This window comes from Reichenbachiella sp. MALMAid0571 (assembly GCF_040151475.1).
GTDB lineage: Bacteria > Bacteroidota > Bacteroidia > Cytophagales > Cyclobacteriaceae > CAXBNB01.
In genome coordinates, this window is the sequence record NZ_JBDKWG010000144.1 from 130,384 (window position 1) to 153,242 (window position 22,859).

The following is a 22,859-nucleotide window of genomic DNA, read 5'->3' on the forward strand; positions in this document are numbered from 1 at the left end:
AGTCCTATTGACCCTTTCAGCAGGGTTCTTTATCATTGGAATCCATCAAACCATGACACTTGGTTTTTCATATTCTTATTGGATTTTTATGTTAAGTATATCTCTATTACTTTTATATAAAATTAAAAAGGACAAAACAAAGAAGTCCTAACTCACTTGTCCAAATGGATCCATATCAGGTTAGCTTAATTATTATTTGTTTATTGTTTTCAGCCTTGTTCTCCGGCATGGAAATCGCTTTTATCTCGTCAAACAGGCTTCATATTGAATTGAGAGGAAAACAAGGATCAATATCAGGGCGCATCATCTCAAGGTTTGCCAACCACCCTTCCCGTTTCATTTCCACTATACTGGTTGGAAACAACCTGGCTCTTGTGTTGTATGGCATCCTCATGGCTGTATTATTAGAACCATGGGTGATTGGTATTTTACCGGAAAAACTGACAGGTGACATCTCAATTTTATTAGTACAGACCATTATTTCTACATTGATCGTATTGATCACAGCGGAGTTTTTACCAAAAAGTATTTTTATGATAAATCCGTACTTTTTGCTCTCCGTATTTTCAATTCCATTCCTGATAATATACTATCTCTTGTTCCCTGCGGTATATTTAGTAACCGTTACCAGCAAATTTTTCATTACTCAGGTATTAAGGCTGGAATATTCGGAAGACAAGCCCATATTCAGCCTCACTGACCTAAACCATTACGTAAAAAACCTTATCAGTACCAAAACAGAAACTACACCCGAAGATGAAATCAACACCAAAATATTTAACAACGCTTTAGAATTCAAAACGGTCAAGGTTCGTGAATGTATGATTCCCCGTACTGAAATCGTTGGTGTGGATGTGTCAGAGGATATTGATGAACTAAAAACAGCATTGATTGAAAGTGGGCATTCCAAGATCGTTGTTTATGATGAGTCAATAGATAATGTCATTGGGTATTGTCATACTTTTGAACTGTTCAACAAGCCCAAATACATCAAAGACATTCTTACCAAGATTACCATAGTGCCTGAAACTATGGCAGCCAATGAATTGCTCATCCAGCTGATCTCTGAGCACAAAAGCATGGCATTGGTAGTAGATGAATATGGTGGGACTTCCGGTATTGTGACCATCGAAGACATAATAGAAGAAATCTTTGGAGAAATCAGAGACGAGCATGATGATGAAGACCTCACGGAAATAGCATTAGATGACAATACTTATATATTAAGCGGCAGGGTTGAAATTGATTATTTGAATGACAAATACGAATGGGGGCTTCCTGAAGGAGAATATGACACTTTAGGAGGGTTGGTTTTATCCATTAATGAAAACCTGCCGGAACTCAACCAAATCATTACGTTTTCGAAGTTTTCAATGGAAATTTTATCAATGGAAGACACCAGAATAGAAAAGATAAAGTTACAGATTGACAACACGTTAACTGAAGATTGATATACATTTCTCTAAGGTTCTAAAAATTTGGTTTTTAAGAACATATATAATTACTTTTGCGCCTCTTCTAATATTTATTGTCCGATTATTTCGGAGTTTTCAACGAAAATTTGAAGGACTTTTTAAGAATAGAAACTATAAAATTTATTTAAAAAGCATTAACAAATGGCATTAATAAATACGCTAAGGAATAAAATGGGGAAAGTAGTTGTAGGCGTGATAGCTTTTTCAATTATTTCGTTCGTTGGAGCAGACCTTCTAGGTCCCAATTCTGCATTATTAGGTGGAGCCAATACAGATGTAGGAGAAATTGCCGGAAACACAATTACCAGAGACGACTATTTGGCAAAAATAGATGAGGTTTCATTTAACTTTCAGTCAAGTACCGGAAGAAGCCCTTCTTCAAACGAATTGGTCTCTATTCGGAATCAGGCGTGGGATGCTTTAATTGCTGAAATAGCTTATAAAAATCAGTTTGATAAATTAGGAGTAGAAGTATCAGAAGATGAATTGGTAGATATGGTTCAGGGTGAAAACATCAGCCCGCAGATCAAACAAATTCCTATTTTCACCAACCAGCAAACCGGTCAGTTTGATAAGAACTTAGTTGTTGAGTTTCTTAAAAGTCTTTCTAATCAACCACCTCAGCAAAGAGCAGCCTGGTATCAGTTTGAAAGCAACTTAGGTCCCGGCAGAAGGAGGTTAAAATATGAAAACCTTCTACTGAAGACCAATTATGCTACCGAAGAAGAAGCAAAACTGGAATACAAAGCAACTGCTGCTACAGCAGATGTTCAATACGTGTATGTGCCATACTATACTTTGAGTGACAGTGCTGTTTCTGTAAGTGATGATGAGTTGGAAGATTATTTGGAAGCTCATGAAGATGAGTACCAAAGAGAAGATACAAGGAGTATTAAGTATGTAACTTTCGAAGTTATTCCATCTGCCGGAGATACAGCTATTGTCAAAAAGGAAATTGAAGCCTTGAAAAAGGGATTTGCTACTGCTGAAAATGATTCCATTTTCTCTGTTGTAAACTCAGATGGCACCTTGCCTTATGTGACTTATCGTGCGGATAACGTTCCGGAAGTATTGTTTCAGGACGGAGAGTTGGTACCTGAAGGTACTGTAGTTGGCCCTCAGTTAGAAAACGGAAAATATGCGCTCTACAAACTCGCATCCGTATCCGAAGGGTTACAATATTCTGCAAAAGCCAGTCATATACTTTTCAAGCCGGAAGGTGATTCAGATGCAGCAAAAGCCAAGGCTAAAAGTGAGGCCAGAAAAATATTGAAAGAAATACGTGATGGTGCTGATTTTGCTGAAATGGCAAGAATTCATGGTACTGATGGTACCGCATCAAGAGGTGGGGATTTAGGATGGTTCAACGAAGGTCAAATGGTTGCTCCATTTCAGGAAGCGGTGTTTGCAGCTACTAAAACCGGTTTGCTAAAAGATGTTGTTGAAACAGATTTTGGATTTCACATCATTGATGTCACTGAGCTCAAAACCAATCTTTCTTATAAAGTAGGTAAGGTTGAACTGGAAATCTATGTAAGCGATCAAACCAGAAATAAATACTACAGGGAAGCAGAGATGTTTTCTGTGAAAAGCACAACCTTATCTGATTTTGAAAAAAACAGCACCGAAAGTGGTCTTGAAGTGAAAACAGCAGATCGAATTGGCAAAAATGACAGAAGAATAGGTACTCTGACAGAAGCCAGAAGCATTGTATCATGGTTATTTAACACTGCAAAAAAAGGGGATGTATCTGAAATCTATGAACTTGACAATTATTATGTAATCGCTGTGATGACTGGAATGCAGGGCAAGGGAACTGCTAAGTTGAATGCCGTAAGAAATGAAATAGAACGTAAGGTTAAAGACCAGAAGAAATCAAAAATTATTATTGACAAACTGGCATCTTCAAGTGGATCACTTCAGGAGGTTGCTGATGCTTATGGTTCGGATGCGAAAGTATATAGCATGAATGGAGTAAAATTGAGCAGCAATTCTTTGAATAGTGTTGGATTAGCCCCTGAAGCAGTTGGAACTATATTTTCTATGGAAAATGGAGAAAAAACCAAGCCATTTGCACTAGACAATGGAGTGATTGTAATTGAGTTGATTAATAAAGTCGATCCTGTAGAGATCGCAGATTATGTGCCTTATCAGGGGCAGGTTCAGCAAAAAAGACAATCAAGAATGGCTTTCAATATAGATGCTAGTGTCAAAGAATTGGCAGAGATAGAAGACAACAGATATAAGTTCTTTTAATAAAAATTCAAGATAAATTATATGGGAGCGGGATTAACCGTTCCCTTTTTTGTTTTATGTCAGACACAAGTTCATTTCAGGAAAGACTGGATCAGCAATACAGCTTTCCGGCTTTGTATCCGTTTAAATTTATAGTGCCTCAGGAAAGCCTGGATGATCTTCTGGTCATATTTGCAAAGCATGACCACCAGATCCGCCCTTCTAAAAATGGCAACTATATAAGTGTTTCCATAAACATCATGGCCGACTCCAGTGACACCATCATTGAATATTACAATCGTGCCAGTGTCGTTAAAGGGATCATTTCACTTTAACTACTAAAGTGAGTGTCAGACTCTAAGTCGAGCACCGATATTCATAAGACTTATAGAGGACTCATTTAAAATTTCACTTATATTCGTAAAGAATATAAAAGTGTTATGAACGGGAATTTCCACATTTTAAAACTGGTATTTGCAGTATTTCTGCTTTTATTGATCTGCCTAAAAGCTGAAGCCCAAACGAGTATAGAAGAAAATATGCCTACAAGAAAAGTGGACAAAAAAGTCAAGGAAGATAAAAAGAAATACCGCCCTAAGAGTGAAAAACTCATGTATATCTACAAAAGACGGACTAATGGCACACTATACGGTAATCCCTGTGCACTATCTGTTACGCGCAAAATGGGTTTTGAATATATGGCTCAGGAAAAATCCACTATTGATCTAAAATCATATTGGGAACGATTCTTCCACAATGGTTGGGTTAAAACCAAACTGGTATTGAGAAGAGGTCCCTGGTGGAAAATCACCGTAAACAAGCGACTAAAAGAATGTCAGGGTTCTACGGGAGATCGTACAGGATAATTTAGTTAAATGGATTTATCCCCACATAATTGAACGGTGTAATAGCCCTCAATTCCTCCTTCACACTTTCGCTTACGTTCAATGTCTCTATAAAATCTTTGATACTTTGTTCCGTTATAGCCTGATTGGTTCTCGTAAGCTCCTTCAAGGCTTCATAAGGTTTAGGATAGCCTTCCCGTCTCAAAATAGTCTGGATAGCCTCAGATGCTACTGCCCAATTATCTTCAAGATCCTTATGAATCGCTGGTTCATTCAGTTCCAGTTTTTTCAATCCTTTTTCCAATGATTTTAAAGCAATAAACCCATGTGCAACAGGTACTCCAATATTTCTCAACACGGTAGAATCTGTTAAATCCCGTTGCAACCTGGAAATAGGTAATTTGCTGGAAAGGTGGTCGTATATCGCATTTGCAATACCAAGATTTCCTTCAGCGTTTTCAAAATCGATTGGATTTACTTTATGCGGCATTGCCGAAGATCCTGTTTCTCCTTTTACTATTTTTTGTTTGAAATAACCCATAGAGACATACTGCCATACATCGCGGCTAAAATCAATGAGGATAGTGTTGATCCTTTTCAGGTTGTCAAATAAAGCAGCAAGGTTGTCATAGTGCTCGATCTGGGTTGTTGGATAACTTCTATCTAACCCGAGCGTATCGTTGACGAATTTTTTAGCAAAGCTGTTCCAGTCTATATTTGGATATGCCACATGGTGGGCATTCATATTGCCCGTAGCTCCCCCAAATTTGGCCGAAAAAGGTATGGATTTCAGTGTATTGATCTGAACGGATAATCGTTCGCAAAAAACAAGTAGCTCTTTTCCTACAGTAGAAGGAGATGCCGGTTGTCCATGAGTTTTGGCTAACATTGGCACATCTTTCCACTCTCTCGCCAACCCATTCAATTGATCCAGTACCTGATGCAATAATGGTAAAAACTTTTCATTCAACGCATCTTTTATCTGCAAAGGAACTGAAGTATTATTGATGTCCTGTGAGGTCAATCCGAAGTGAATAAATTCTTTGAATTTGGACAAACCCAAATTGTCAAATTTTTCTTTCAAAAAATACTCAACCGCTTTTACATCATGATTGGTAGTCTTCTCTACCTCCTTGATTGACAAAGCATCTTCTTCTGAAAATTGAGATACTATTTTTCTCAATACAGGAAAAATATTTTTGTCAACCTCTTGTAGTTGGGGCAAAGGAAGGTTGCACAGGGCAATGAAATAATCCACCTCTACATGTACCCGGTTTTTGATCAAACCATATTCTGAAAAGTATTGTGCCAGTTCAATGGTGTTTTTGCGGTATCTGCCATCTACTGGTGAAATGGCCGTAAGAGTATTTAAATCCATGTGCATTATAAATAATGAAGGCGCAAAATTAGTGAATTCGAAGCACTATATTTTAATACAGTTTTATTTTATGGTTACATTTTCTGACAGTAAATTCCGGTATGATCAAATTTCAACATAAAAATCTAATAAGATTTGCCACCAGCCTGTTGACAAGAGCAGGACTGCCAGAGGACAGAGCAAAAATTACAGCAAGTACGTTGGTGGAATCTGACCTCATGGGACATAGCACACATGGTTTGTCTTTGCTGTCTCCGTATTTGGACAGTGCAACAAAAGGAAAAATGAAATTGTCTGGTGATCCTCGCACCATTCGGGATACAGGCGCAAGCATAGCCTGGGATGGGCAGTATTTGCCAGGTCCATGGTTGATTCATGAGGCAATAGATTTGGCTTTAGAAAGAATCACAAAGCATCCGGTTGTCACTATGACCATTCAAAAAAGTCATCACATTGGTTGTTTGGCGGCATATCCCGAGCGTGCAACAGAAAAAGGATTGATGATGTTGTTGTCGTGTTCCGATCCAATCAATGCCACAGTAGCTCCATTTGGTGGATTGGAAGGTGTTTATAGTCCCAATCCACTTGCCATTGGTTTTCCGACAGAAGGAAAACCAGTTATTATAGACATCAGTATGTCCAGCACCGCCAATGGGTTGATTAATCAAAGTTATGCTCAGGGGAAAAAACTACCTCATCCATGGCTTCAAGATGGCAAGGGCGAAGTAACGGATGATCCTGCCTCCTTTATGGAAAATCCTCCTGCTACTATATTGCCTTTGGGAGGTCAGGATGCTGGCTATAAAGGTTTTGGTCTTGGTTTACTGATAGAAATGTTGACTTCAGGGCTTGGAGGGCATGGTCGTGCGGATTCTCCTACTGATTGGGGTGCTTCTGTCTTTTTGCAGGTCTTCGATCCTGAAGGCTTTGGTGGATTGGAAAATTTTAAAAGACAAGCACAATTTTTAGCAGAAGCCAGTCTTGCCAGCAAACCTATTGACCCGGGCAATCCCGTTCGGCTACCTGGCCATCGTGCAATGAATCTTCGTGACAAACAAAAAAAGGAAGGGGTTGTCTTGAATCCTTCTATCGTACAGTCATTGGAAAGCTGGGGTGAAAAACTGGGGGTGGTAATGCCAGAAAATAAACAATCCTAGAAAATGCGATAGTTAACTACCTCATTGAAAAAAGTACTGATGACAGACGGCTGAATAAATATACTAAACACTACACCAAACAAAGCACCTACCAAGTGTGCATGGTGGTTCACATTGTCTGCCATTCTTTTTCCCTCATAGTACGAATAAATAAGGTATAAAGCACCTAAAATAAATCCCGGAATACAAATGATGCCATACAGACATATCGGATTGGTAGGGAGAAAAAGTATGCTGCTAAATACTACAGCAGATACTCCTCCGGATGCCCCTAAAGAATTGTAATGTGGATGGTCTTTGTGCTTCAAAATGGATGGAATGTCAGAAACTACAATACCTATCAGGTAGAGTGCTAAAAAATAATATGGACCACTTGGGCCAAGGATATAGGTGTACATATCTTCTATCAGTCTTCCAAAAAAGAAAAAAGTAAACATATTAAAACCCAGATGAACCCAGTTAGCATGTACAAACCCTGAACTGATCATACGATAAAACTGACCACTTTTAGTTACGGCATAAGGATTCATCATTAGTTTATGCTGAAGGTCTGGTTTATTCCAACCAGTCATACTGATTGCAATTGTTACTATGATAATGATGATACTAAATGACATACTCAAAGCCCGTTTTAAATGTATTTTTATTCTACTATTCCTGTAATTGTTATTTTCGAAGCAACCACCTATTTGTCTCTTGCTATTATCGATTTGGCAAACTCTTTCAATTCTACCAAAGATTCTTCCGGTTCGTTTAGTTGATCCAGAGTAGCAAAAGCTTTATCAAAAAACAGATTCATCTTTTCTTCAGACGCTTCCTTTACACCCAATTCATCGTACAATTCTTTAACTGCATTTACCTTTTTTATCGAATCAATTTCTTTGTCTTGCAGCAGTAAAGTAAGAGTGTTTTTCTGGTCAGCATTCGCCAGTTCCATTGCTTTGATCAATAAAAACGTTTTTTTGTTGGAAATAATGTCACCACCAACCTGCTTACCAAACTTTTCCTGTTCGCCATATACATCTAGGATGTCATCCTTCAACTGAAACCCGATTCCCATGTGAATACCAAAGTTCCTCAGTTTGACGGCTTCTTCTTTGGTCATTCCCCCTAACAACCCTCCAAGCTCCAGGCTAAAACCAAGCAAAACAGCAGTTTTTAACATGATCATGTTGATGTAGTCAATCTCCTCGATTCTTTCTTCTGTCTCAAAATTCATATCAAGTTGCTGTCCTTCACACACCTCTATGGCACATCGGTTGAATTGCCTGAGTATATAAGCAATGTCATCTGTTTCTGCTTCCAGTAATAATTCGTAAACATATATTGACATGGTATCACCGGACAATATAGCGGTATTGCTATTCCATTTTTCATGCACAGTGGTTTTTCCCCTACGCAAGGGGGCATCATCCATAATGTCATCATGCACTAAAGTAAAATTATGAAACACTTCCACGGCCAGAGCTGGTTTCAATATTTTCTGCCAGTCCTCTTTCTTAATGCCATAGGCCAAAAGAGTCAACAATGGGCGCATCCTTTTGCCACCTAGAGTCAATATATATTCAATAGGCTCATACAACTCTGCTGGATAACCTCCAAAATTCAGCTCCTTAATACTTTTGTTTAACTCAGAAACTAATATGTCTATATTCCGGTTCGTCTTCATTTTCCACTTCTACAAATTCCAAATCTATTGTACGACGGTTGATGTCCGTCTTGATCACTACCACTGTCACTTTATCTCCCAGCGTAATTACTTTCCTATTTCTTTTTCCTACCAGACAATAATTTTTATCGTCGTACTCGTAGTAGTCATCATCCATATCGGATATGCGTACCATACCCTCACATTTTGTTTCTGTTATTTCCACAAACACACCCCACTCTGTAATTCCTGAAACAATACCCTCAAATGGTTTGTTTTCCACAGAAGCCATAAATTCTACTTGTTTGTACTTAATGGAAGCCCTTTCAGCATCAGCTGCACGTTTTTCTCTTTCTGATGAGTGCAAACACAACTCATTGTATTCTTTGGGATCAGGAGATTTTTGCTTGTCGATGTAGTGCTGCAAAAGCCTGTGTACCATCACATCGGGATACCGCCTGATAGGTGAAGTAAAATGTGTGTAATGTGGAAATGCCAAACCAAAATGCATTTTTGGATCGGTGGTATATTTGGCTTTGGCCATAGACCGTATAGCCAACGATTCCAATACGTTTTGCTCGGGTTTTCCTTTGATGTCATCCATCAAAGTATTTAATGAACTGGATACTTTTCCTGGCACCATGTTGAGCTTGTGTCCAAAACGAACGGCAAATTTTGAGAATGCTTCCAATTTTTCAGGATCAGGTGCATCATGTGTTCTGTAAACAAATGTATCTTCTCCTTTGTGCAAGCCGAATACATGCTCGGCGACATATTTATTGGCCAATAGCATAAATTCCTCTACCAACTTATGTGCATCTTTTCTTTCCCTTGGAATAATTCCCAGGGGCTTGCCATTTTCATCGAGCTGAAATTTTACCTCAACGGTTTCGAAATTGATGGCTCCCTTGGCAAATCTTTGCTTCTTAAAAAGCTTTGCCAGAGCATTCAATGTGTTTATTTCTTTAGCGAAATCCCCTTCATTACTTTCAATTCTTTCTTGTGCTTCCTCATAGGCGAACCTCCTATCGGAATGAATCACTGTCCTTCCAAACCAATGTTTCTTGATTTCCGCTTCAGGCGTAATTTCGAAAACTGCTGCAAAAGTCAGCTTGTCTTCATTTGGTCGTAGAGAACAAACACCGTTTGACAGTTTTTCAGGAAGCATTGGAATAGTCCTGTCCACCAGATATACCGAAGTAGCTCTTTCTACAGCTTCTTTATCCAAAATAGAACCAGGCTTTACATAATGAGATACATCTGCTATATGAACCCCAATTTCAAAATTACCATTCTTTAATTTTTTAAGAGAAATGGCATCATCAAAATCTTTGGCATCTACCGGGTCAATAGTAAAAGTGGTGGTTTTCCTAAAATCCTTTCTTTTCTTGATCTCATCCTCTTCAATCAATTCAGGAATTTTTTCTGCTTCCTGCTCTATATGGGAAGGGAATCTAAATGGCAAATCGAATTCGGCCATGATAGAATGAATTTCCGTTTCATTTTCTCCGGCTTTCCCAAGGATTTCTTTCACCTCACCAATAGGGTTTTTATTTGATCCGCCATGCCATTCTTTTATCTTAACAATTACCTTATCGTTGTGTTTGGCCTTCCCGATTTTTTCAGGATAAACAAATACATCAATGTGTATCTTTCTATTGTCGGGGACAACAAACGCATATCGGGGCATGATTTCAATACGTCCTACAAATTCCTTCTTTTTTCGTTCAACAATGTCAATAACCTTTCCCTCTACCTTTTTGCCGTTTCTACTTGCTTTTAGTTGGACAGATACAATGTCTCCGTCAATTGCGGATTTGAGATCTTCTGTTTTTACCCAGATATCCTCTTCTGCATCTTCAGATATCACATAAGCAAACCTCTTGTTTACATGATCTACTCTGCCTACAATACTGACAGCCTCCGCCTTGCTGCGGAAAGAATTATTACGGAGCTTCAATATTTCATTGTCATCCGCCATGTCCATCACTACATTAAAAGCCAGTTCTTTTGATTGTAGATCACGAATTCCTGTTTTGTTTATTATTTGTCTTATTGAAAATGTCTGTCCCGGATTGGTCTCAAACAATTGTCTTATTTTTTGTTGAATAAATTCAACCGAAAGTGTTTTTTTCGCTTTGAATTTATTCCCTCTTGATTTCTTTTTTGCCATGTTAATTTTTGTCGTGTAGAATTTCGAAAGGAATCACGACTGTAATACTAATTTCGAAGTGACAGGATTATCCTGATGATTGATTATTTGCTGTGTGCTGTTTTGTTCTATGATTTCCCCCTGATGCATCACCATCACTCTTTCCGCCACAAATTTAATGACAGAAAAATCATGGGAGATAAAAATGTAAGTTAAGTTTAATTTATTTCTCAAAGCCACCAGCAATTCCAGAATCTCCAATTTGACCGAAGCGTCCAGTGAGGAGACGGCTTCATCGAATATGATTAATTGGGGGTTAGCTGCCAGTGCTTTAGCAATACAAACTCTCTGCTTTTCTCCCCCTGACAAATGATGTGGCAACCTATCCATCAAATCGTGATCAAGGTTGACCATGTCAAATAAAACAGATGTCTGGTCTTTGTTGTAGCTGCCGTTGTATTTTAGTTTGTTGGTAACTAAGACCTCTTCAACGGCCTTTCCCACTTTTTGTTTTGGGCTTAGTGCCAATCCTGGATTTTGAAACACCATTTGGATATCACCTTTCGCCATTTTATTCCCCATAAAGTCAATAGAACCCGAACTGCTTTTGAGCAACCCCGCAAGACACCAGGCAAGCGAACTTTTTCCACTTCCTGACTCACCAAGAATTCCCAATGTTTCACCTTTTTGAATGGAAAAGCTGGCATTCTTTAATGCATGTAATTTTTTATTGAAAAAAACCGACCGACCACCTGAAGAAACATGGTGGATATTTAGGTTGGTTACAGTGAGAAATGGTTCTTCCAGCTTTTCTTGCCTCTCAGTTATGCTTCTATTTGCTAATTTTTCACTGTTGAGAAATAGTTTTTGAGTGTATTCACTTTTCTCATCAGAGCTAAAATTTGCAGTGTCAATGGCATCTACCATCTTTCCTTTGCTCATTACAAGGATTCTATCAGAATGATCCAGTGCCAACGACAGGTCATGGGAAATAAGCACAATGGACATTCCTTTACTTTCACATAACACTTGAAGGTATTCCAAAATAATCTGTTTGGAAGCAATGTCCAAAGAAGAAGTTGGTTCATCTGCAACCAACAGCGCAGGGTTTCTGATGGTAGCCATTACCAACATCACCCGCTGGCATTCTCCCCCTGACAATTGGTTGGAGTAGGAATTATATATCTTCTCAGGAGTTGCAAATCCAACCTTTCCCAATTCCTCCAAAATATGTTTTACTGCTTCCTTTTTATCCAGGCCATCATCTAACAGCATGGCTTCCAATATTTGATGTCCGCATTTCATAACAGGATTCAAATAAAGGGTTGGTTCTTGAAAAAGCATGCTAAAAGTCTTGCCTCTCAGTGGATTTAGTTCATTTAATGAACTAATAGACAATTGCTGCTCTTTTTCGATATTGATGGATTGAAAAGTTGTGACCGCTTTTTCATCATTGATATTCAACAAAACACGTCCCAAAGTAGTTTTCCCTGAGCCTGTTTCCCCCACTATAGCCAAACGTTCACCTCTGTATATTGAAAAGCTGACATCTCTTAAGGCACATTGTTCGATGTTTTTCGCTTCATAACGAACCGTTAAACCCTGAATGCGAATAAGTGGTGAATTTTTTCCAGAATCCATTTAATATCAATTCACAAAATGAATCCTATCGGGAGGTAGGATTTCTATTCCTTTTAATCGGAGAAATAGTTGAGCCGTAGCTTCCACATCTCTGTTGCAATATTTTGCTATTTTTTCCAGATCATTTTCCTGATAGTAAACTGTAGAGACCATACTACCATCCATGTCCTCCTTGGGTGAAGGGATATCGAGAATGGCCGTAAGCAATTCCAGCGACGTAAAACTCTTTCGGTCACCAAATTTCCATAATTCCATGGTGTCGATGTGTCCGACTTCCCAGGGTTTTTTACCAGAGAGTTGAAGAAAACCCGGAATGTCTATCCTGTTGACCACCATACGCCTTGCCATATACGGAAAGTCAAATTCCTTTCCATTGTGTGCGCATAGCTTGATTTTCTGTTCATCCAGTTTTTTGTTTATTGTTTGAATGAATTCTTCCAAAAGTGCTTTTTCATCGTCGTTGTAGAGTGCCTTAATCCGTAAGTTGAGATTCCCTTCTTTATCAGTATAAAAGACGCCAATGGAAATGACTACCACTTTGCCAAACTCTGAGTAAATCCCAGCCCTTTCGGCATACAATTCCTCAGCACTCATTTCCTCATCATTTTTCAGGTAGATGGATTTCTTCACCCATAAATTTTGCATCCTTTCTGACAAGTCAGAAAAAGTTGGCTTCTCCGAAACCGTCTCAATGTCAATGAATATTAGGTTTTTTAAAAATTTCATAGTCAAATATTTTGAGTCATTGCGAGGCAGTCTGTTTGAACGGACAGGCTACTTATTTCTATGTCTAAATTTGTGATTACTAATTGTCTATGTAATGTTAATCAATTCACTTCAGCTTTTTTCTTCCAATACCTCATCAAACCAGCAACACTCATCCAAGAAGGATTGGCTGCTTCATACAGTTGAATGTCCTTATCATTTAAACTAACCTTTTTCAACTGTCCTGCCACATGCTGCATAAACTGTGGCACCATTTCTTCATTGGTTTCACCAGCTTCCCAATGCGATTTTATCCATGCCGACCAATCGTCCAGCATTGCTTCCAGTTCATTAAAATGTTGGTCTATGTTTTCAATTTTGTCGTAGTGAGTCAGGTACAGTTGCTTCGGGTTCAATCGCCTTAAAATGGCGATCGAATTTTTCCAATCTTCAATATTGATATCCGGTGGGGGGCAGGGAGGCACAACGATTCCCTGATCAATTTTTACTCCGGCAACATCTCCGGTAAAGACCACATCATCTAGCTGCCAGGCAATATGATGCCTGGCATGGCCAGGCGTATGCCAGCTTTTTAAAGCCACATCTCCAATTTCGATTACCTCTTCATCTCCCACTTCTACCAACTGCTTTACAGGAATTTTTTTCATCTGTCCCCACAGTTCATCCATTTTGTCTCCATAGATACGAGTGGCAGATTCCATCAACCTAGACGGATCTTCCATGTTTTTCGCCCCAAAAGGATGGACATAAATTTTTGCGCCATGCTCAGCGAATACCCAGGCAGCTCCGGCATGATCCAGGTGTATATGGGTAAGAAAAACATGCTTGATATCCTCAATCTTATATCCATGTACAGCCAGTTCATTTTCCATTGCTTTTATGGTAGAATGTGGCCCAGTCTCTATCAATATTGGTCCTTCAGAAGATTCAATCAAAAAAGAGGCAATGGTGTGGGGTAGATTCAGAAACTGGAGATCTAGTACATGGATTTTACTCATAAATAGGAGATTAGACTTTAAACAAATATCCTAACTAAAAGAGGCAAAAACAAACTATACCGGGATTAGAAGAATAGGTTAGTAAATATCCTTACCCTAGATTTTTACTTGAAAAGGGATTGGAGTTTTTAGGGTTATCTCCAAAATATTTTTCTATCACCTGTTGTTTCCGTTATTTTTACTTTTCATTATCTAATTCATCTATGCTGCTACTTATTTCCCCAGCCAAGTCCGTTGATTTCGAATCTCCAGCGAATACTTCTATTGCTACTCAACCTGATTTTGTGGCTGAATCCACAAGGCTGATTAAAAAGATGGGGACTTTTTCTCGTAAAAAAGTGGGTGAATTGATGAGCATCAGCCCCGAACTTGCCGCACTTAATGTTGATCGCTATCAGAAGTGGACTCCAGAGCCAAAAAAAGAAGATACAAAGCAGGCATTACTGGCTTTTAATGGTGAAGTTTTCAGAGGGCTGAATGCCAAAGAAATGAATGAAGGAGACTTACAGTTTGCACAGGATCACCTGCGAATATTGTCAGGGCTGTACGGGTTGCTGCGACCATTGGATTTGATTCAGCCCTATCGCCTGGAGATGGGCACCAGGCTCAAGTACTACAGTTACAACAATCTTTACCAATTTTGGGGTGATAAAATCACCAAGAGAATCAATGCTGATTTGGGTGAATCAAAATGTGTGGTAAATCTGGCCTCCACGGAATATTATAAATCGGTACTAGAACCGAAACTCAAGGTTAATGTGATTACGCCAATCTTCAAAGATTTTAGTAAAGGAGAATACAGAGTGCTTATGACTTACGCCAAAAACGCACGGGGAGTGATGGCCAACTACATTATTAAAAATCGCATCACCGAGCCGGAACGGATGAAGTCATTCAATGAAAATGGCTATGTATTCGATCCTTCCCTGTCAGACGAATCGAATTGGGTCTTTACCAGAGGCTAGTTTCAGGACGGAAATTTCTTTCTTTCTTATTCCCATAAACATTCGCTACTTTAGACCACCATGTGGACATACATAGCAATCGGATTTGGAATTTATATACTGATTTCCACTATTGTATTTTTTGTGCAGGAATACTTCATGTTTCATCCTGAAAAGCTCCCGGAAGATTTCGAATACAGGTTTGACGTGCCTTTCGAAGAACATTTTTTTGATGTGGAAGAAGGGGTACGAATCAATGGACTTCACTTTAAGGTCAACAAACCAAAAGGCATAGTCATCTATTTTCATGGCAACACCCGAAGCATAAAGGGGTGGAGCAAATACGCCAAAGATTTTACCAGAAACGATTATGATGTGTTGATCATCGACTATCGTGGGTTTGGCAAAAGCACTGGAAAACGACAAGAAAAGGCCATGTACCGGGACAGTCAATACATCTACAATCAGGTGAGGGGCTGGTTTCCTGAAGATCAAATCATAATTTATGGAAGGTCGATGGGCTCAGGGTTTGCTGCAAAACTGGCATCCAAAAACAGGCCCAGAATGTTGATTCTGGATGCACCTTATTACAGCTTTTCACAGTTGACCAACAGATGGTTGTTTTTCTTGCCACTGTCAATTTTGCTTAAATTTCACATTCGTACGGACATCTGGATCAAATACGTGAGGTGTCCCGTTTACATTATTCATGGCACAAAAGACAGCCTCATTCCCTACCGATCCAGCGTAAAGTTGAGGAAAGAAGCCCCATTGACCACAAGGCTAATCCCAATCCATGGAGGCAGACACAACGATCTGCCTACATTCAAAGAATACCACAACCATCTATCAGAAATACTCAACGACAAACACGATGTAATTTTTGACAAGGGTCTTCGAGATCATCTGGATTTTTAGTAACTTCATTTTGATAAAATTTTAGAATATAGTATTGATGGAGTCATTTTTAAGTTTGCCACTTTTGGATAAGACCAGGGCATTGTATCTGGACGGCACTTTTGTAATTGACATCAGATATTACAAGTATAAAATCAACCTATACCTCTATGCAAATCATTATTTTGAAGTATTTATAAATGACAAAACCTCACAGATTGAAAAAATTGAACCATTGCCTTTTGAATCTACCAGGCTAAAATTTTATGCTGATCAGCTGAAAATTGGCAGAAGCAAGATTCGGGAGAAAAGGGGATATTATAATACTGTCAGGTTGTGATAGTTCACATACCAATCGTAAAAATTTACAGGTCTAAAATTAGAAGCAAGATAAATATTACCTTCCCTAAATCTTCATCATAAACCATTTGGCCAATACCTTGTAATTCACTTTAGTGCCATGCATGAAAATACCTATGCGGTAAATCCTTCCGGCAAACCAGGTAGTCGCCAGAAAACCACCTACAACAGATAGCATTGATGCCGCTATTTGCCAGATGGGTACGTCAAAAGGAATACGCATCATCATAACTACCGGGGCAGTAAAAGGAATAATGGAAGTCCATACAGCCAGTGATCCGTGAGGTTCTTTTAAGATGGCGGCAATGATTACCATGGAAAAAATCAGGGGAATAGTAATAGGTAGCATGAATTGCTGAGAATCAGCATCGCTATCCACTGCCGATCCTACAGCAGCAAACAATGCTCCGTAAAGCAGATATCCTCCCAGAAAATAGAAAACAAAGCAGCCTATTACCAATGGGAAGTTGACCTTCTTAAGGGCATCAAATATTACATTTCCGGTATCTGCTTTTACCGGGGTTTTAATCGGCTGATTCTGAGCCAGAGATTCTATCTTGTCAGGTTCTACGTCCTTCAATAAAATGGCTGAACCCACAGAAACAATTCCGGTAGAAAGAGCTGTCCAAAGTAAAAATTGAGTCAGCCCAACTGCTCCCACTCCGATTATTTTTCCCATCATCAGTTGAAAAGGTTTTACCGATGAAATGATTACTTCTATTACTTTACTTGTTTTTTCTTCTATCACTCCTCTCATAATCTGTGCACCATAGAAGAAAATGAAAAAGTAAATTAAGAAAGCACTGATGTAGCCAACAGCAGAAGATGCTTCTGAACTACTTTCATTTTCGGTTCCTGCTTTAGACAGGTTATAAGTACTAAGTTCTACTCTGGCTTTGAGTTGCTCAAGTTGTTCTTTTTCGATTCCTGAATTGATCAATTTGATGTTTTCCAGCTCTGTTCTGATCTTACCCTCTATTGTTTTTTCCAGGCTAAAACCGGGATTGTTGAATGAATAGAAAGATATTTCCGCCTTGTTGTTTATATCAATTTCAGGGATATAAAGTAATGACACTCCTTTATTGTTAATCAATTCTGCTTTGGCCTCTTCCAATGATTTGTGCGTCATTTCGAATTTAACAGAACCATTGTTTTCCATTTTTCCATCGAAATATCCGGACTCGTCCAATACCCAAATGACTTTCTGATCTGTGCTTTCTCTGGTCGCCAACCAGGTGGGCACTATGGCTATCCCGGCAAATAACAACGGTCCTAAAATGGTCATGATGATAAATGACTTTTTCCTGACACGACTCAAATATTCACGAGCGATTATTAAACCTATCTTACCCATTGTTTGAATTGGTTACTTGTGAAATAAAAATATCATTGATCGAAGGTATTTTTTCATTGGCTGATACAATCTCTACCTTATCGGCCAGGCTCCTCAGCAAGTCGTTAAGATTTTCTCTACCTGGAATTTGTATTTCCGATCGAAAAATCTGATCATTCTCGGTAGAAGAAAGACAAGTATATCCATTCAACAATACGTCCAGATTTCCCCGGTGCTCTATTATGAATGTATTGCTTCGAAATTGATTGCGAATTTCATTCTTTGGGCCATTCAATATAGTAGTCGCATCGTGAATCAAACAGATATGATCACAAAGTTCCTCCACAGATTCCATTCTGTGAGTGGAGAAAATTATGGTAGTTCCCTCATCTCTCAATTGCAAAATTTCGTCTTTGATTAAATTGGCATTGACCGGATCAAAACCTGAAAAAGGTTCATCTAAAATGATGAGTTGAGGCTTGTGCATCACCGTAGCGATAAACTGTACTTTCTGCTGCATCCCTTTCGAAAGGTCTTCCACATTTTTATGATACCAGGAGGAGATATCCAGTTTTTCAAACCATTCTTTAATAATCCTGACAGCATCAGATTTGGCCATTCCTTTGAGTCTGGCCAGATATACCAATTGCTCTGCCACCTTCATCTTTTTGTAGAGCCCTCTTTCCTCCGGTAAATAACCCATAGCTCTGACGTGATCGGGTTCAAGTGGTTTACCATTGAAAATGATTTCACCCGCATCCGGCATGATAATGTTGGTGATAATCCGGATCAGGGTGGTTTTTCCAGCTCCATTGGGACCCAGGAGTCCAAAAATACTGTTCTGAGGAATATTCAGGTGGATATCTTTCAGAGCCTGGTGATCTCCGTAAGACTTACTTATTCCTCTTATACTGAGAATGTCCAAAGTAAAGTGGTTTAGGTTTCATTGGTGTTAGTATCCAAATGTAAACCATTATTACAGAGTCCCAGAATTTTAAATCAAATTATTGGCGTATGCAAATTTGATCAAGCCAACAAGAGAGTTTGTTTTTGTTTTTCTGAAAATGTTTTTGCGGTGGGTTTCCACGGTTCGCTCACTGATAAAAAGTTCTTCGGCTATCATTTTATTGGTAAACTCCTTGGCTATCAACTTCAAAATTTCTCGTTCTCTTTCGGTAAGGAGTTTTTGCTCGTCTGGTTGGTGGAGGTTGCGCACCAGCATACCATTAATTTCATTGCTCACAAACAGGTTGCCTTTTTTCACCGAATAAAGTGCATCAATCAATTCATCTTTGGAATCCTTTTTCAAAACATACCCGTCAATTCCTTCTTTCAATATTTCTTTTACCAGATGAGATTCATTGTGCATACTTAGTACCAATATTTTTATCTCAGGCCAGAGTCTTTTTACCTTTCTCACAAGGGTAAGTCCATCATCATCGGGTAAGTTGTAGTCCGTTACCAATACATCGATGTGATGCATTTTGAGAAATTCCATGGCTGCAGCGACTGTGCCTGCCGTACCAACGATTTCCATTTCTTCGTCGGTCTTCAACAAAGCAACTAATCCATCCAACATGATGGCGTGATCATCAACCAAAAAAACCTTCATTCTCTTTTTCTTTGTTTTTGAAATATGAAGATAAGATAAAAAGTCCATGCCCGAAAATTAGTAGGAATAAAATGAATTTTCTATCCTAGTTAGAGCGTAAAGAACTATCCGTACCAGCACTTACATGTTGATGTTGTCAAGGTAAATTGCCCAAATATCTTTTGGCTTCTTTTAAAACTTTTGGGGCTAGATAGACTGCAGAGATCATCGTAGGAAAAGCCATCATGGCGTACATAAAGTCGATGAGGCTCACCACTGCGGCCAAACTGGAAACTGAGCCTATGACTATGATACCCACATACCAGTAATTGAAATATTCGCTGTACCTGGCACCTATTAAAAAGGAAAGGCATTTTTTGCCATAATAAGAAGCTCCAAAAATGGTGGTAAACGCAAAGATCAGTACGCAGATAGCGAGTATGTAGGTTCCTATTCCGGGCATGGAAATTTCGAATGCCTTAACGGTTAGAGATATTCCGTTGAGGTCTCCGGTTTTCCAAACACCAGTTATGAGAATTGCCAATCCTGTTAATGTACATATTATGATTGTATCGATCAATGGGCCAAGCATAGCTACCAATCCTTCACGGACAGGCTCTGATGTTTTGGCAGCACCATGCATCATTGGTGCAGTACCAATTCCTGCTTCATTGGAAAAAGCGGCTCTTCTCGCTCCGGTTACAATAATTGCCCCAACTGCTCCACCAAGTGCAGCATTGGCACTAAATGCATCTTCGATAATAAGTAAGAAAGTAGGCAGTATTTCAGAAGCATTCGCAAGCAATATAAATACTACACTTCCTACATATAGAATCACCATTGCCGGAACCAGTTTGCCTGCTACCCGGCCTATTCTTTTAATTCCTCCAAAAATGACCAGGCCTGTCAACACAGTAATTAATAAACCAATGGATAGATTGACTGCAAGTTCGTTTTCCCCATTCCATCCGTTTGGTGTCAGCAAAATGTCCTTAGTTACCTGCACAAGTTGATTGGTTTGAAATACGGGGGTGGCAGCAAAAAAACCTGCTACACAAAAAAACAAGGCCAGAGGTTTCCAGCGTTTACCCATTCCTTCGGTGATCACGTACATTGGCCCTCCCTGGATATTGCCGTCTGAGTCTTTGCCTCTGTACATCACTGCCAGGGTACAAGTAAAAAATTTGGTAGTAATTCCAAAAACAGCACTAATCCACATCCAAAAAACAGCTCCCGGACCACCTGTGGCTATGGCTACAGCAACTCCACTGATATTGCCCATACCTACTGTAGATGCCAAATGACTGGACAAGGCTTCAAAATGACTTATTTCACCTGCACCTTTAGATTCATCATATTTTCCTCTGAGGATATTAACAGCATGTCTGAAATATTGCAATGGGAGCAGTCTTGAATATACAGTGAAAAAAATACCCCCTCCCAGAAGCAAAACAAGCAAAGGTGTTCCCCAGACAAAATTGGCAGCATCTACTATAAATTCTTCCAAGGTCTTTTGTTTTAGTTACAAGAGTGGTTTCAAGATTCCCCAGATATTCTCTGCCAGTATTTTATGCCCTTCAGGAGTGGGGTGAATGCCATCATCAAGGTTCAGTTCAGGAATACCAGCCACCCCCTCCAGGATAAATGGAATCAATGTGGTATTGTTTTTCTCAGCCAATTCAGGATAAATAGTTTTAAAATCATTGGCATATTCCTGCCCAAGATTTGGAGGTATTTGCATTCCTGCAAGTACAATTTTCGCCGAGGGGTATTTGTTTTTTACTTTATCAATGATAGACTGGAGATTTTTTCTGGTTTCAGTTGTTTGTATTCCCCGGAGGCCATCATTAGCTCCAAGTTCCAGTACAAATACATCCACCTTATTTTTCAATACCCAATCCACTCTGGAATTTCCGCTGGCAGTGGTTTCACCACTTAACCCTGCATTTACCACCCTATAATCCAAACCGAGGGAATCGACTATGCCACCAATTATAGCGGGAAATGCTTCTGATAAATCAAGTTGATACCCAGCTATAATGCTGTTGCCAAAAAATACGATGACCTTTTTTTCCGAATTGACTTCAGGCTGTTTTGACTGTTCTTTTTGGACAGTTTTGTTATTTTCAGATTGATTTTCCTTCTGTTGACAGCCAAAAAGCAGCAAAAAAAATAAGAAGAGAGAAAAGCCTTTAATTGTCATTATTGGTTTTGCATTTTCCAACCTTCAGTGGCAGTATTACTTAGAACCTTCGCCTTTAGGTTTCTGATTTTTAGGAGTGTTCTGATTGGGGTTTTTATTCTTGTTTTTATTTTTGTTTCTATTTTTATTCGGTCTGTTTTTACGCTTTTTGTTGCCACTCCCCGTTTTCTGCTTATACTTTTTGTCAAGGCTTTCCAGATCACTGTTCAGTGCTTGAAATTCTAGTTTTTCACCACCAACGTGATCGTCCATCAGGGTATCCGGTTTTTTCCCTTTTTCATTCATTTCTTGAATTTCCTTTACACGTTTGGCAGCAATAGGAATCCAGGCACTTTCCCCATCATAACCAAACCACATCAGTTTTCTGAAGATATCCGTCTTTTGGAGTTTTGCTTCTCCTTTTTGAGTTAGTATAGGTTTGCTTACATCAGGAATATCCTTCAGGGCATCCATGTAAGTCTCAAGTTCATAGTTGAGGCAGCATTTTAGCCGTCCGCATTGACCTGACAATTTGCTGGGATTCAACGAAAGGTTCTGATAGCGTGCTGCTCCCGTGGATACATTTTTAAATTCCGACAGCCAGGTTGAGCAACAAAGTTCTCTCCCACATGATCCAATTCCACCTAATCTGCCTGCTTCTTGTCTCAGGCTGATTTGCCTCATCTCTACCCTGATCTTGAACTCCCCGGCCAGTCGCTTGATTAGTTCCCGGAAATCCACACGCTCTTCAGCGGAATAATAAAAAGTAGCTTTGGTGTTGTCTCCCTGATATTCTATATCGGTCAACTTCATCTCCAGTTTGAGCTCACGGATGATTTCTCTGGTGCGAAATAAAGTAGGGTTTTCCCTGTTTTTTACCTTTTCAAATTTTTCCAGATCCTTTTCGGAAGCCACCCGATAAATGGTGCGAATGTCATCATCATTCTTCACTTTCTTTTTTTGCATTTGAAGGCGTACCAACTCTCCTTGCAACGAAACATGACCTACATGATGGCCATTGGGAACATCTACCACTACGGCATCACCGGGATAGAGCTCCACGCTATTGACATTTCGAAAAAATTCCTTGCGCCCATTTTTGAAGCGTACTTCTACTATATCAAACCTGTCTTGAACAGGCATGTCCATATTTGACAACCAGTCAAAAACATTCAATTTGTTGCATCCACCGCTATCACAGCCGCCATTGCTCTTGCATCCTTTTACACTTCCATCAGCAGCGGTGAGTGTGCTACAGGTACTACATCCCGACATTTTCCTTCAAAGTTTAAAGTTT

General features: G+C 39.2%; 21 protein-coding genes. 8 read left to right on the forward strand and 13 right to left on the reverse strand.

Features of this window, described 5'->3' with window-relative positions:
- The first annotated feature begins 164 nt into the window (after positions 1–164).
- From AAOP42_RS17905 to AAOP42_RS17920, 4 genes are all read left to right on the forward strand, one after another.
- On the forward strand, positions 165–1,451 hold the full coding sequence (locus AAOP42_RS17905; protein ID WP_349529942.1) for a hemolysin family protein: 1,287 nt from the start codon (positions 165–167) through the stop codon (positions 1,449–1,451).
- A gap of 165 nt (positions 1,452–1,616) precedes the next feature.
- Entirely contained in the window at positions 1,617–3,731 is a 2,115-nt protein-coding gene (locus AAOP42_RS17910) for a peptidylprolyl isomerase (RefSeq protein ID WP_349529943.1), read from the forward strand.
- A 56-nt stretch (positions 3,732–3,787) separates the two neighbouring features.
- Complete coding sequence (locus AAOP42_RS17915; protein ID WP_349529944.1) at positions 3,788–4,045, forward strand: DUF493 family protein; 258 nt, start codon at positions 3,788–3,790, stop codon at positions 4,043–4,045.
- Between the two features lie 105 nt (positions 4,046–4,150).
- Positions 4,151–4,576: a hypothetical protein gene (locus AAOP42_RS17920; protein ID WP_349529945.1), complete on the forward strand. Its 426-nt coding sequence runs from the start codon at positions 4,151–4,153 to the stop codon at positions 4,574–4,576.
- 1 nt (position 4,577) lies between these two features.
- Here AAOP42_RS17920 and purB read toward each other — a convergent pair whose 3' ends face one another.
- Positions 4,578–5,933: an adenylosuccinate lyase gene (purB, locus tag AAOP42_RS17925; RefSeq protein WP_349529946.1), complete on the reverse strand. Its 1,356-nt coding sequence runs from the start codon at positions 5,931–5,933 to the stop codon at positions 4,578–4,580.
- 101 nt (positions 5,934–6,034) lie between these two features.
- Here purB and AAOP42_RS17930 point away from each other — a divergent pair, with 101 nt between their 5' ends.
- Positions 6,035–7,090, forward strand: coding sequence for an Ldh family oxidoreductase (locus tag AAOP42_RS17930; protein WP_349529947.1), 1,056 nt, complete (start codon positions 6,035–6,037; stop codon positions 7,088–7,090).
- Here the strand turns inward: AAOP42_RS17930 and AAOP42_RS17935 are convergent.
- From AAOP42_RS17935 to AAOP42_RS17960, 6 genes are all read right to left on the reverse strand, one after another.
- Positions 7,087–7,707, reverse strand: a complete 621-nt coding sequence (locus AAOP42_RS17935; RefSeq protein ID WP_349529948.1) for a rhomboid family intramembrane serine protease — start codon at positions 7,705–7,707, stop codon at positions 7,087–7,089. The genes AAOP42_RS17930 and AAOP42_RS17935 overlap by 4 nt on opposite strands.
- 68 nt (positions 7,708–7,775) lie before the next feature.
- The gene (locus tag AAOP42_RS17940; protein ID WP_349529949.1) at positions 7,776–8,759 is read right to left on the reverse strand and encodes a polyprenyl synthetase family protein; all 984 of its coding nucleotides are present in this window, start codon (positions 8,757–8,759) and stop codon (positions 7,776–7,778) included.
- Positions 8,722–10,911, reverse strand: a complete 2,190-nt coding sequence (rnr, locus tag AAOP42_RS17945) for a ribonuclease R (RefSeq protein WP_349529950.1) — start codon at positions 10,909–10,911, stop codon at positions 8,722–8,724. Before rnr ends, AAOP42_RS17940 begins: the two co-directional genes overlap by 38 nt.
- 33 nt (positions 10,912–10,944) lie before the next feature.
- Entirely contained in the window at positions 10,945–12,531 is a 1,587-nt protein-coding gene (locus tag AAOP42_RS17950) for an ABC transporter ATP-binding protein (RefSeq protein ID WP_349529951.1), read from the reverse strand.
- A gap of 6 nt (positions 12,532–12,537) precedes the next feature.
- Positions 12,538–13,257 (reverse strand): 3'-5' exonuclease, encoded by a 720-nt coding sequence (locus AAOP42_RS17955; protein WP_349529952.1) that lies wholly within the window; start codon positions 13,255–13,257, stop codon positions 12,538–12,540.
- 101 nt (positions 13,258–13,358) lie between these two features.
- Positions 13,359–14,255, reverse strand: a complete 897-nt coding sequence (locus AAOP42_RS17960) for an MBL fold metallo-hydrolase (protein ID WP_349529953.1) — start codon at positions 14,253–14,255, stop codon at positions 13,359–13,361.
- Between the two features lie 203 nt (positions 14,256–14,458).
- On the opposite strand from AAOP42_RS17960, the gene yaaA reads away from it, so the two are divergent.
- The 3 genes from yaaA to AAOP42_RS17975 are packed head-to-tail and all read left to right on the forward strand — an operon-like array spanning position 14,459 to position 16,436.
- Complete coding sequence (gene yaaA, locus AAOP42_RS17965) at positions 14,459–15,220, forward strand: peroxide stress protein YaaA (protein ID WP_349529954.1); 762 nt, start codon at positions 14,459–14,461, stop codon at positions 15,218–15,220.
- Positions 15,221–15,280: 60 nt separating this feature from the next.
- A complete protein-coding gene (locus AAOP42_RS17970) occupies positions 15,281–16,117 on the forward strand; it encodes an alpha/beta hydrolase (RefSeq protein WP_349529955.1) in 837 nt (278 codons plus the stop codon).
- Between the two features lie 37 nt (positions 16,118–16,154).
- Positions 16,155–16,436: a hypothetical protein gene (locus AAOP42_RS17975; RefSeq protein WP_349529956.1), complete on the forward strand. Its 282-nt coding sequence runs from the start codon at positions 16,155–16,157 to the stop codon at positions 16,434–16,436.
- A 66-nt stretch (positions 16,437–16,502) separates the two neighbouring features.
- Here AAOP42_RS17975 and AAOP42_RS17980 read toward each other — a convergent pair whose 3' ends face one another.
- The 6 genes from AAOP42_RS17980 to AAOP42_RS18005 form a co-directional block, all read right to left on the reverse strand.
- On the reverse strand, positions 16,503–17,810 hold the full coding sequence (locus AAOP42_RS17980; RefSeq protein ID WP_349529957.1) for an ABC transporter permease: 1,308 nt from the start codon (positions 17,808–17,810) through the stop codon (positions 16,503–16,505).
- Positions 17,803–18,714: an ABC transporter ATP-binding protein gene (locus AAOP42_RS17985; protein ID WP_349529958.1), complete on the reverse strand. Its 912-nt coding sequence runs from the start codon at positions 18,712–18,714 to the stop codon at positions 17,803–17,805. The genes AAOP42_RS17980 and AAOP42_RS17985 overlap by 8 nt, the downstream gene beginning before the upstream one ends.
- 69 nt (positions 18,715–18,783) lie before the next feature.
- The gene (locus AAOP42_RS17990; protein ID WP_349529959.1) at positions 18,784–19,401 is read right to left on the reverse strand and encodes a response regulator; all 618 of its coding nucleotides are present in this window, start codon (positions 19,399–19,401) and stop codon (positions 18,784–18,786) included.
- 136 nt (positions 19,402–19,537) lie between these two features.
- Complete coding sequence (locus AAOP42_RS17995) at positions 19,538–20,887, reverse strand: alanine/glycine:cation symporter family protein (RefSeq protein ID WP_349529960.1); 1,350 nt, start codon at positions 20,885–20,887, stop codon at positions 19,538–19,540.
- Between the two features lie 15 nt (positions 20,888–20,902).
- Complete coding sequence (locus AAOP42_RS18000) at positions 20,903–21,583, reverse strand: arylesterase (protein ID WP_349529961.1); 681 nt, start codon at positions 21,581–21,583, stop codon at positions 20,903–20,905.
- 36 nt (positions 21,584–21,619) lie between these two features.
- Positions 21,620–22,837 (reverse strand): PSP1 domain-containing protein, encoded by a 1,218-nt coding sequence (locus AAOP42_RS18005; RefSeq protein ID WP_349529962.1) that lies wholly within the window; start codon positions 22,835–22,837, stop codon positions 21,620–21,622.
- Between the last annotated feature and the right edge of the window lie 22 nt (positions 22,838–22,859).

Coding starts and splice junctions, on each gene's coding strand:
- yaaA (WP_349529954.1), top strand. CDS start 14,459: ATGCTGCTACTTATTTCCCCAGCCAAGTCCGTTGATTTCGAATCTCCA.
- AAOP42_RS17905 (WP_349529942.1), top strand. CDS start 165: ATGGATCCATATCAGGTTAGCTTAATTATTATTTGTTTATTGTTTTCA.
- AAOP42_RS17970 (WP_349529955.1), top strand. CDS start 15,281: ATGTGGACATACATAGCAATCGGATTTGGAATTTATATACTGATTTCC.
- AAOP42_RS17990 (WP_349529959.1), bottom strand. CDS start 19,401: ATGAAGGTTTTTTTGGTTGATGATCACGCCATCATGTTGGATGGATTA.
- AAOP42_RS17920 (WP_349529945.1), top strand. CDS start 4,151: ATGAACGGGAATTTCCACATTTTAAAACTGGTATTTGCAGTATTTCTG.
- AAOP42_RS17930 (WP_349529947.1), top strand. CDS start 6,035: ATGATCAAATTTCAACATAAAAATCTAATAAGATTTGCCACCAGCCTG.
- AAOP42_RS17935 (WP_349529948.1), bottom strand. CDS start 7,707: ATGTCATTTAGTATCATCATTATCATAGTAACAATTGCAATCAGTATG.
- AAOP42_RS17960 (WP_349529953.1), bottom strand. CDS start 14,255: ATGAGTAAAATCCATGTACTAGATCTCCAGTTTCTGAATCTACCCCAC.
- AAOP42_RS17975 (WP_349529956.1), top strand. CDS start 16,155: ATGGAGTCATTTTTAAGTTTGCCACTTTTGGATAAGACCAGGGCATTG.
- rnr (WP_349529950.1), bottom strand. CDS start 10,911: ATGGCAAAAAAGAAATCAAGAGGGAATAAATTCAAAGCGAAAAAAACA.
- AAOP42_RS17940 (WP_349529949.1), bottom strand. CDS start 8,759: ATGAAGACGAACCGGAATATAGACATATTAGTTTCTGAGTTAAACAAA.
- AAOP42_RS17955 (WP_349529952.1), bottom strand. CDS start 13,257: ATGAAATTTTTAAAAAACCTAATATTCATTGACATTGAGACGGTTTCG.
- AAOP42_RS18005 (WP_349529962.1), bottom strand. CDS start 22,837: ATGTCGGGATGTAGTACCTGTAGCACACTCACCGCTGCTGATGGAAGT.
- AAOP42_RS18000 (WP_349529961.1), bottom strand. CDS start 21,583: ATGACAATTAAAGGCTTTTCTCTCTTCTTATTTTTTTTGCTGCTTTTT.
- purB (WP_349529946.1), bottom strand. CDS start 5,933: ATGGATTTAAATACTCTTACGGCCATTTCACCAGTAGATGGCAGATAC.
- AAOP42_RS17950 (WP_349529951.1), bottom strand. CDS start 12,531: ATGGATTCTGGAAAAAATTCACCACTTATTCGCATTCAGGGTTTAACG.
- AAOP42_RS17915 (WP_349529944.1), top strand. CDS start 3,788: ATGTCAGACACAAGTTCATTTCAGGAAAGACTGGATCAGCAATACAGC.
- AAOP42_RS17910 (WP_349529943.1), top strand. CDS start 1,617: ATGGCATTAATAAATACGCTAAGGAATAAAATGGGGAAAGTAGTTGTA.
- AAOP42_RS17980 (WP_349529957.1), bottom strand. CDS start 17,810: ATGGGTAAGATAGGTTTAATAATCGCTCGTGAATATTTGAGTCGTGTC.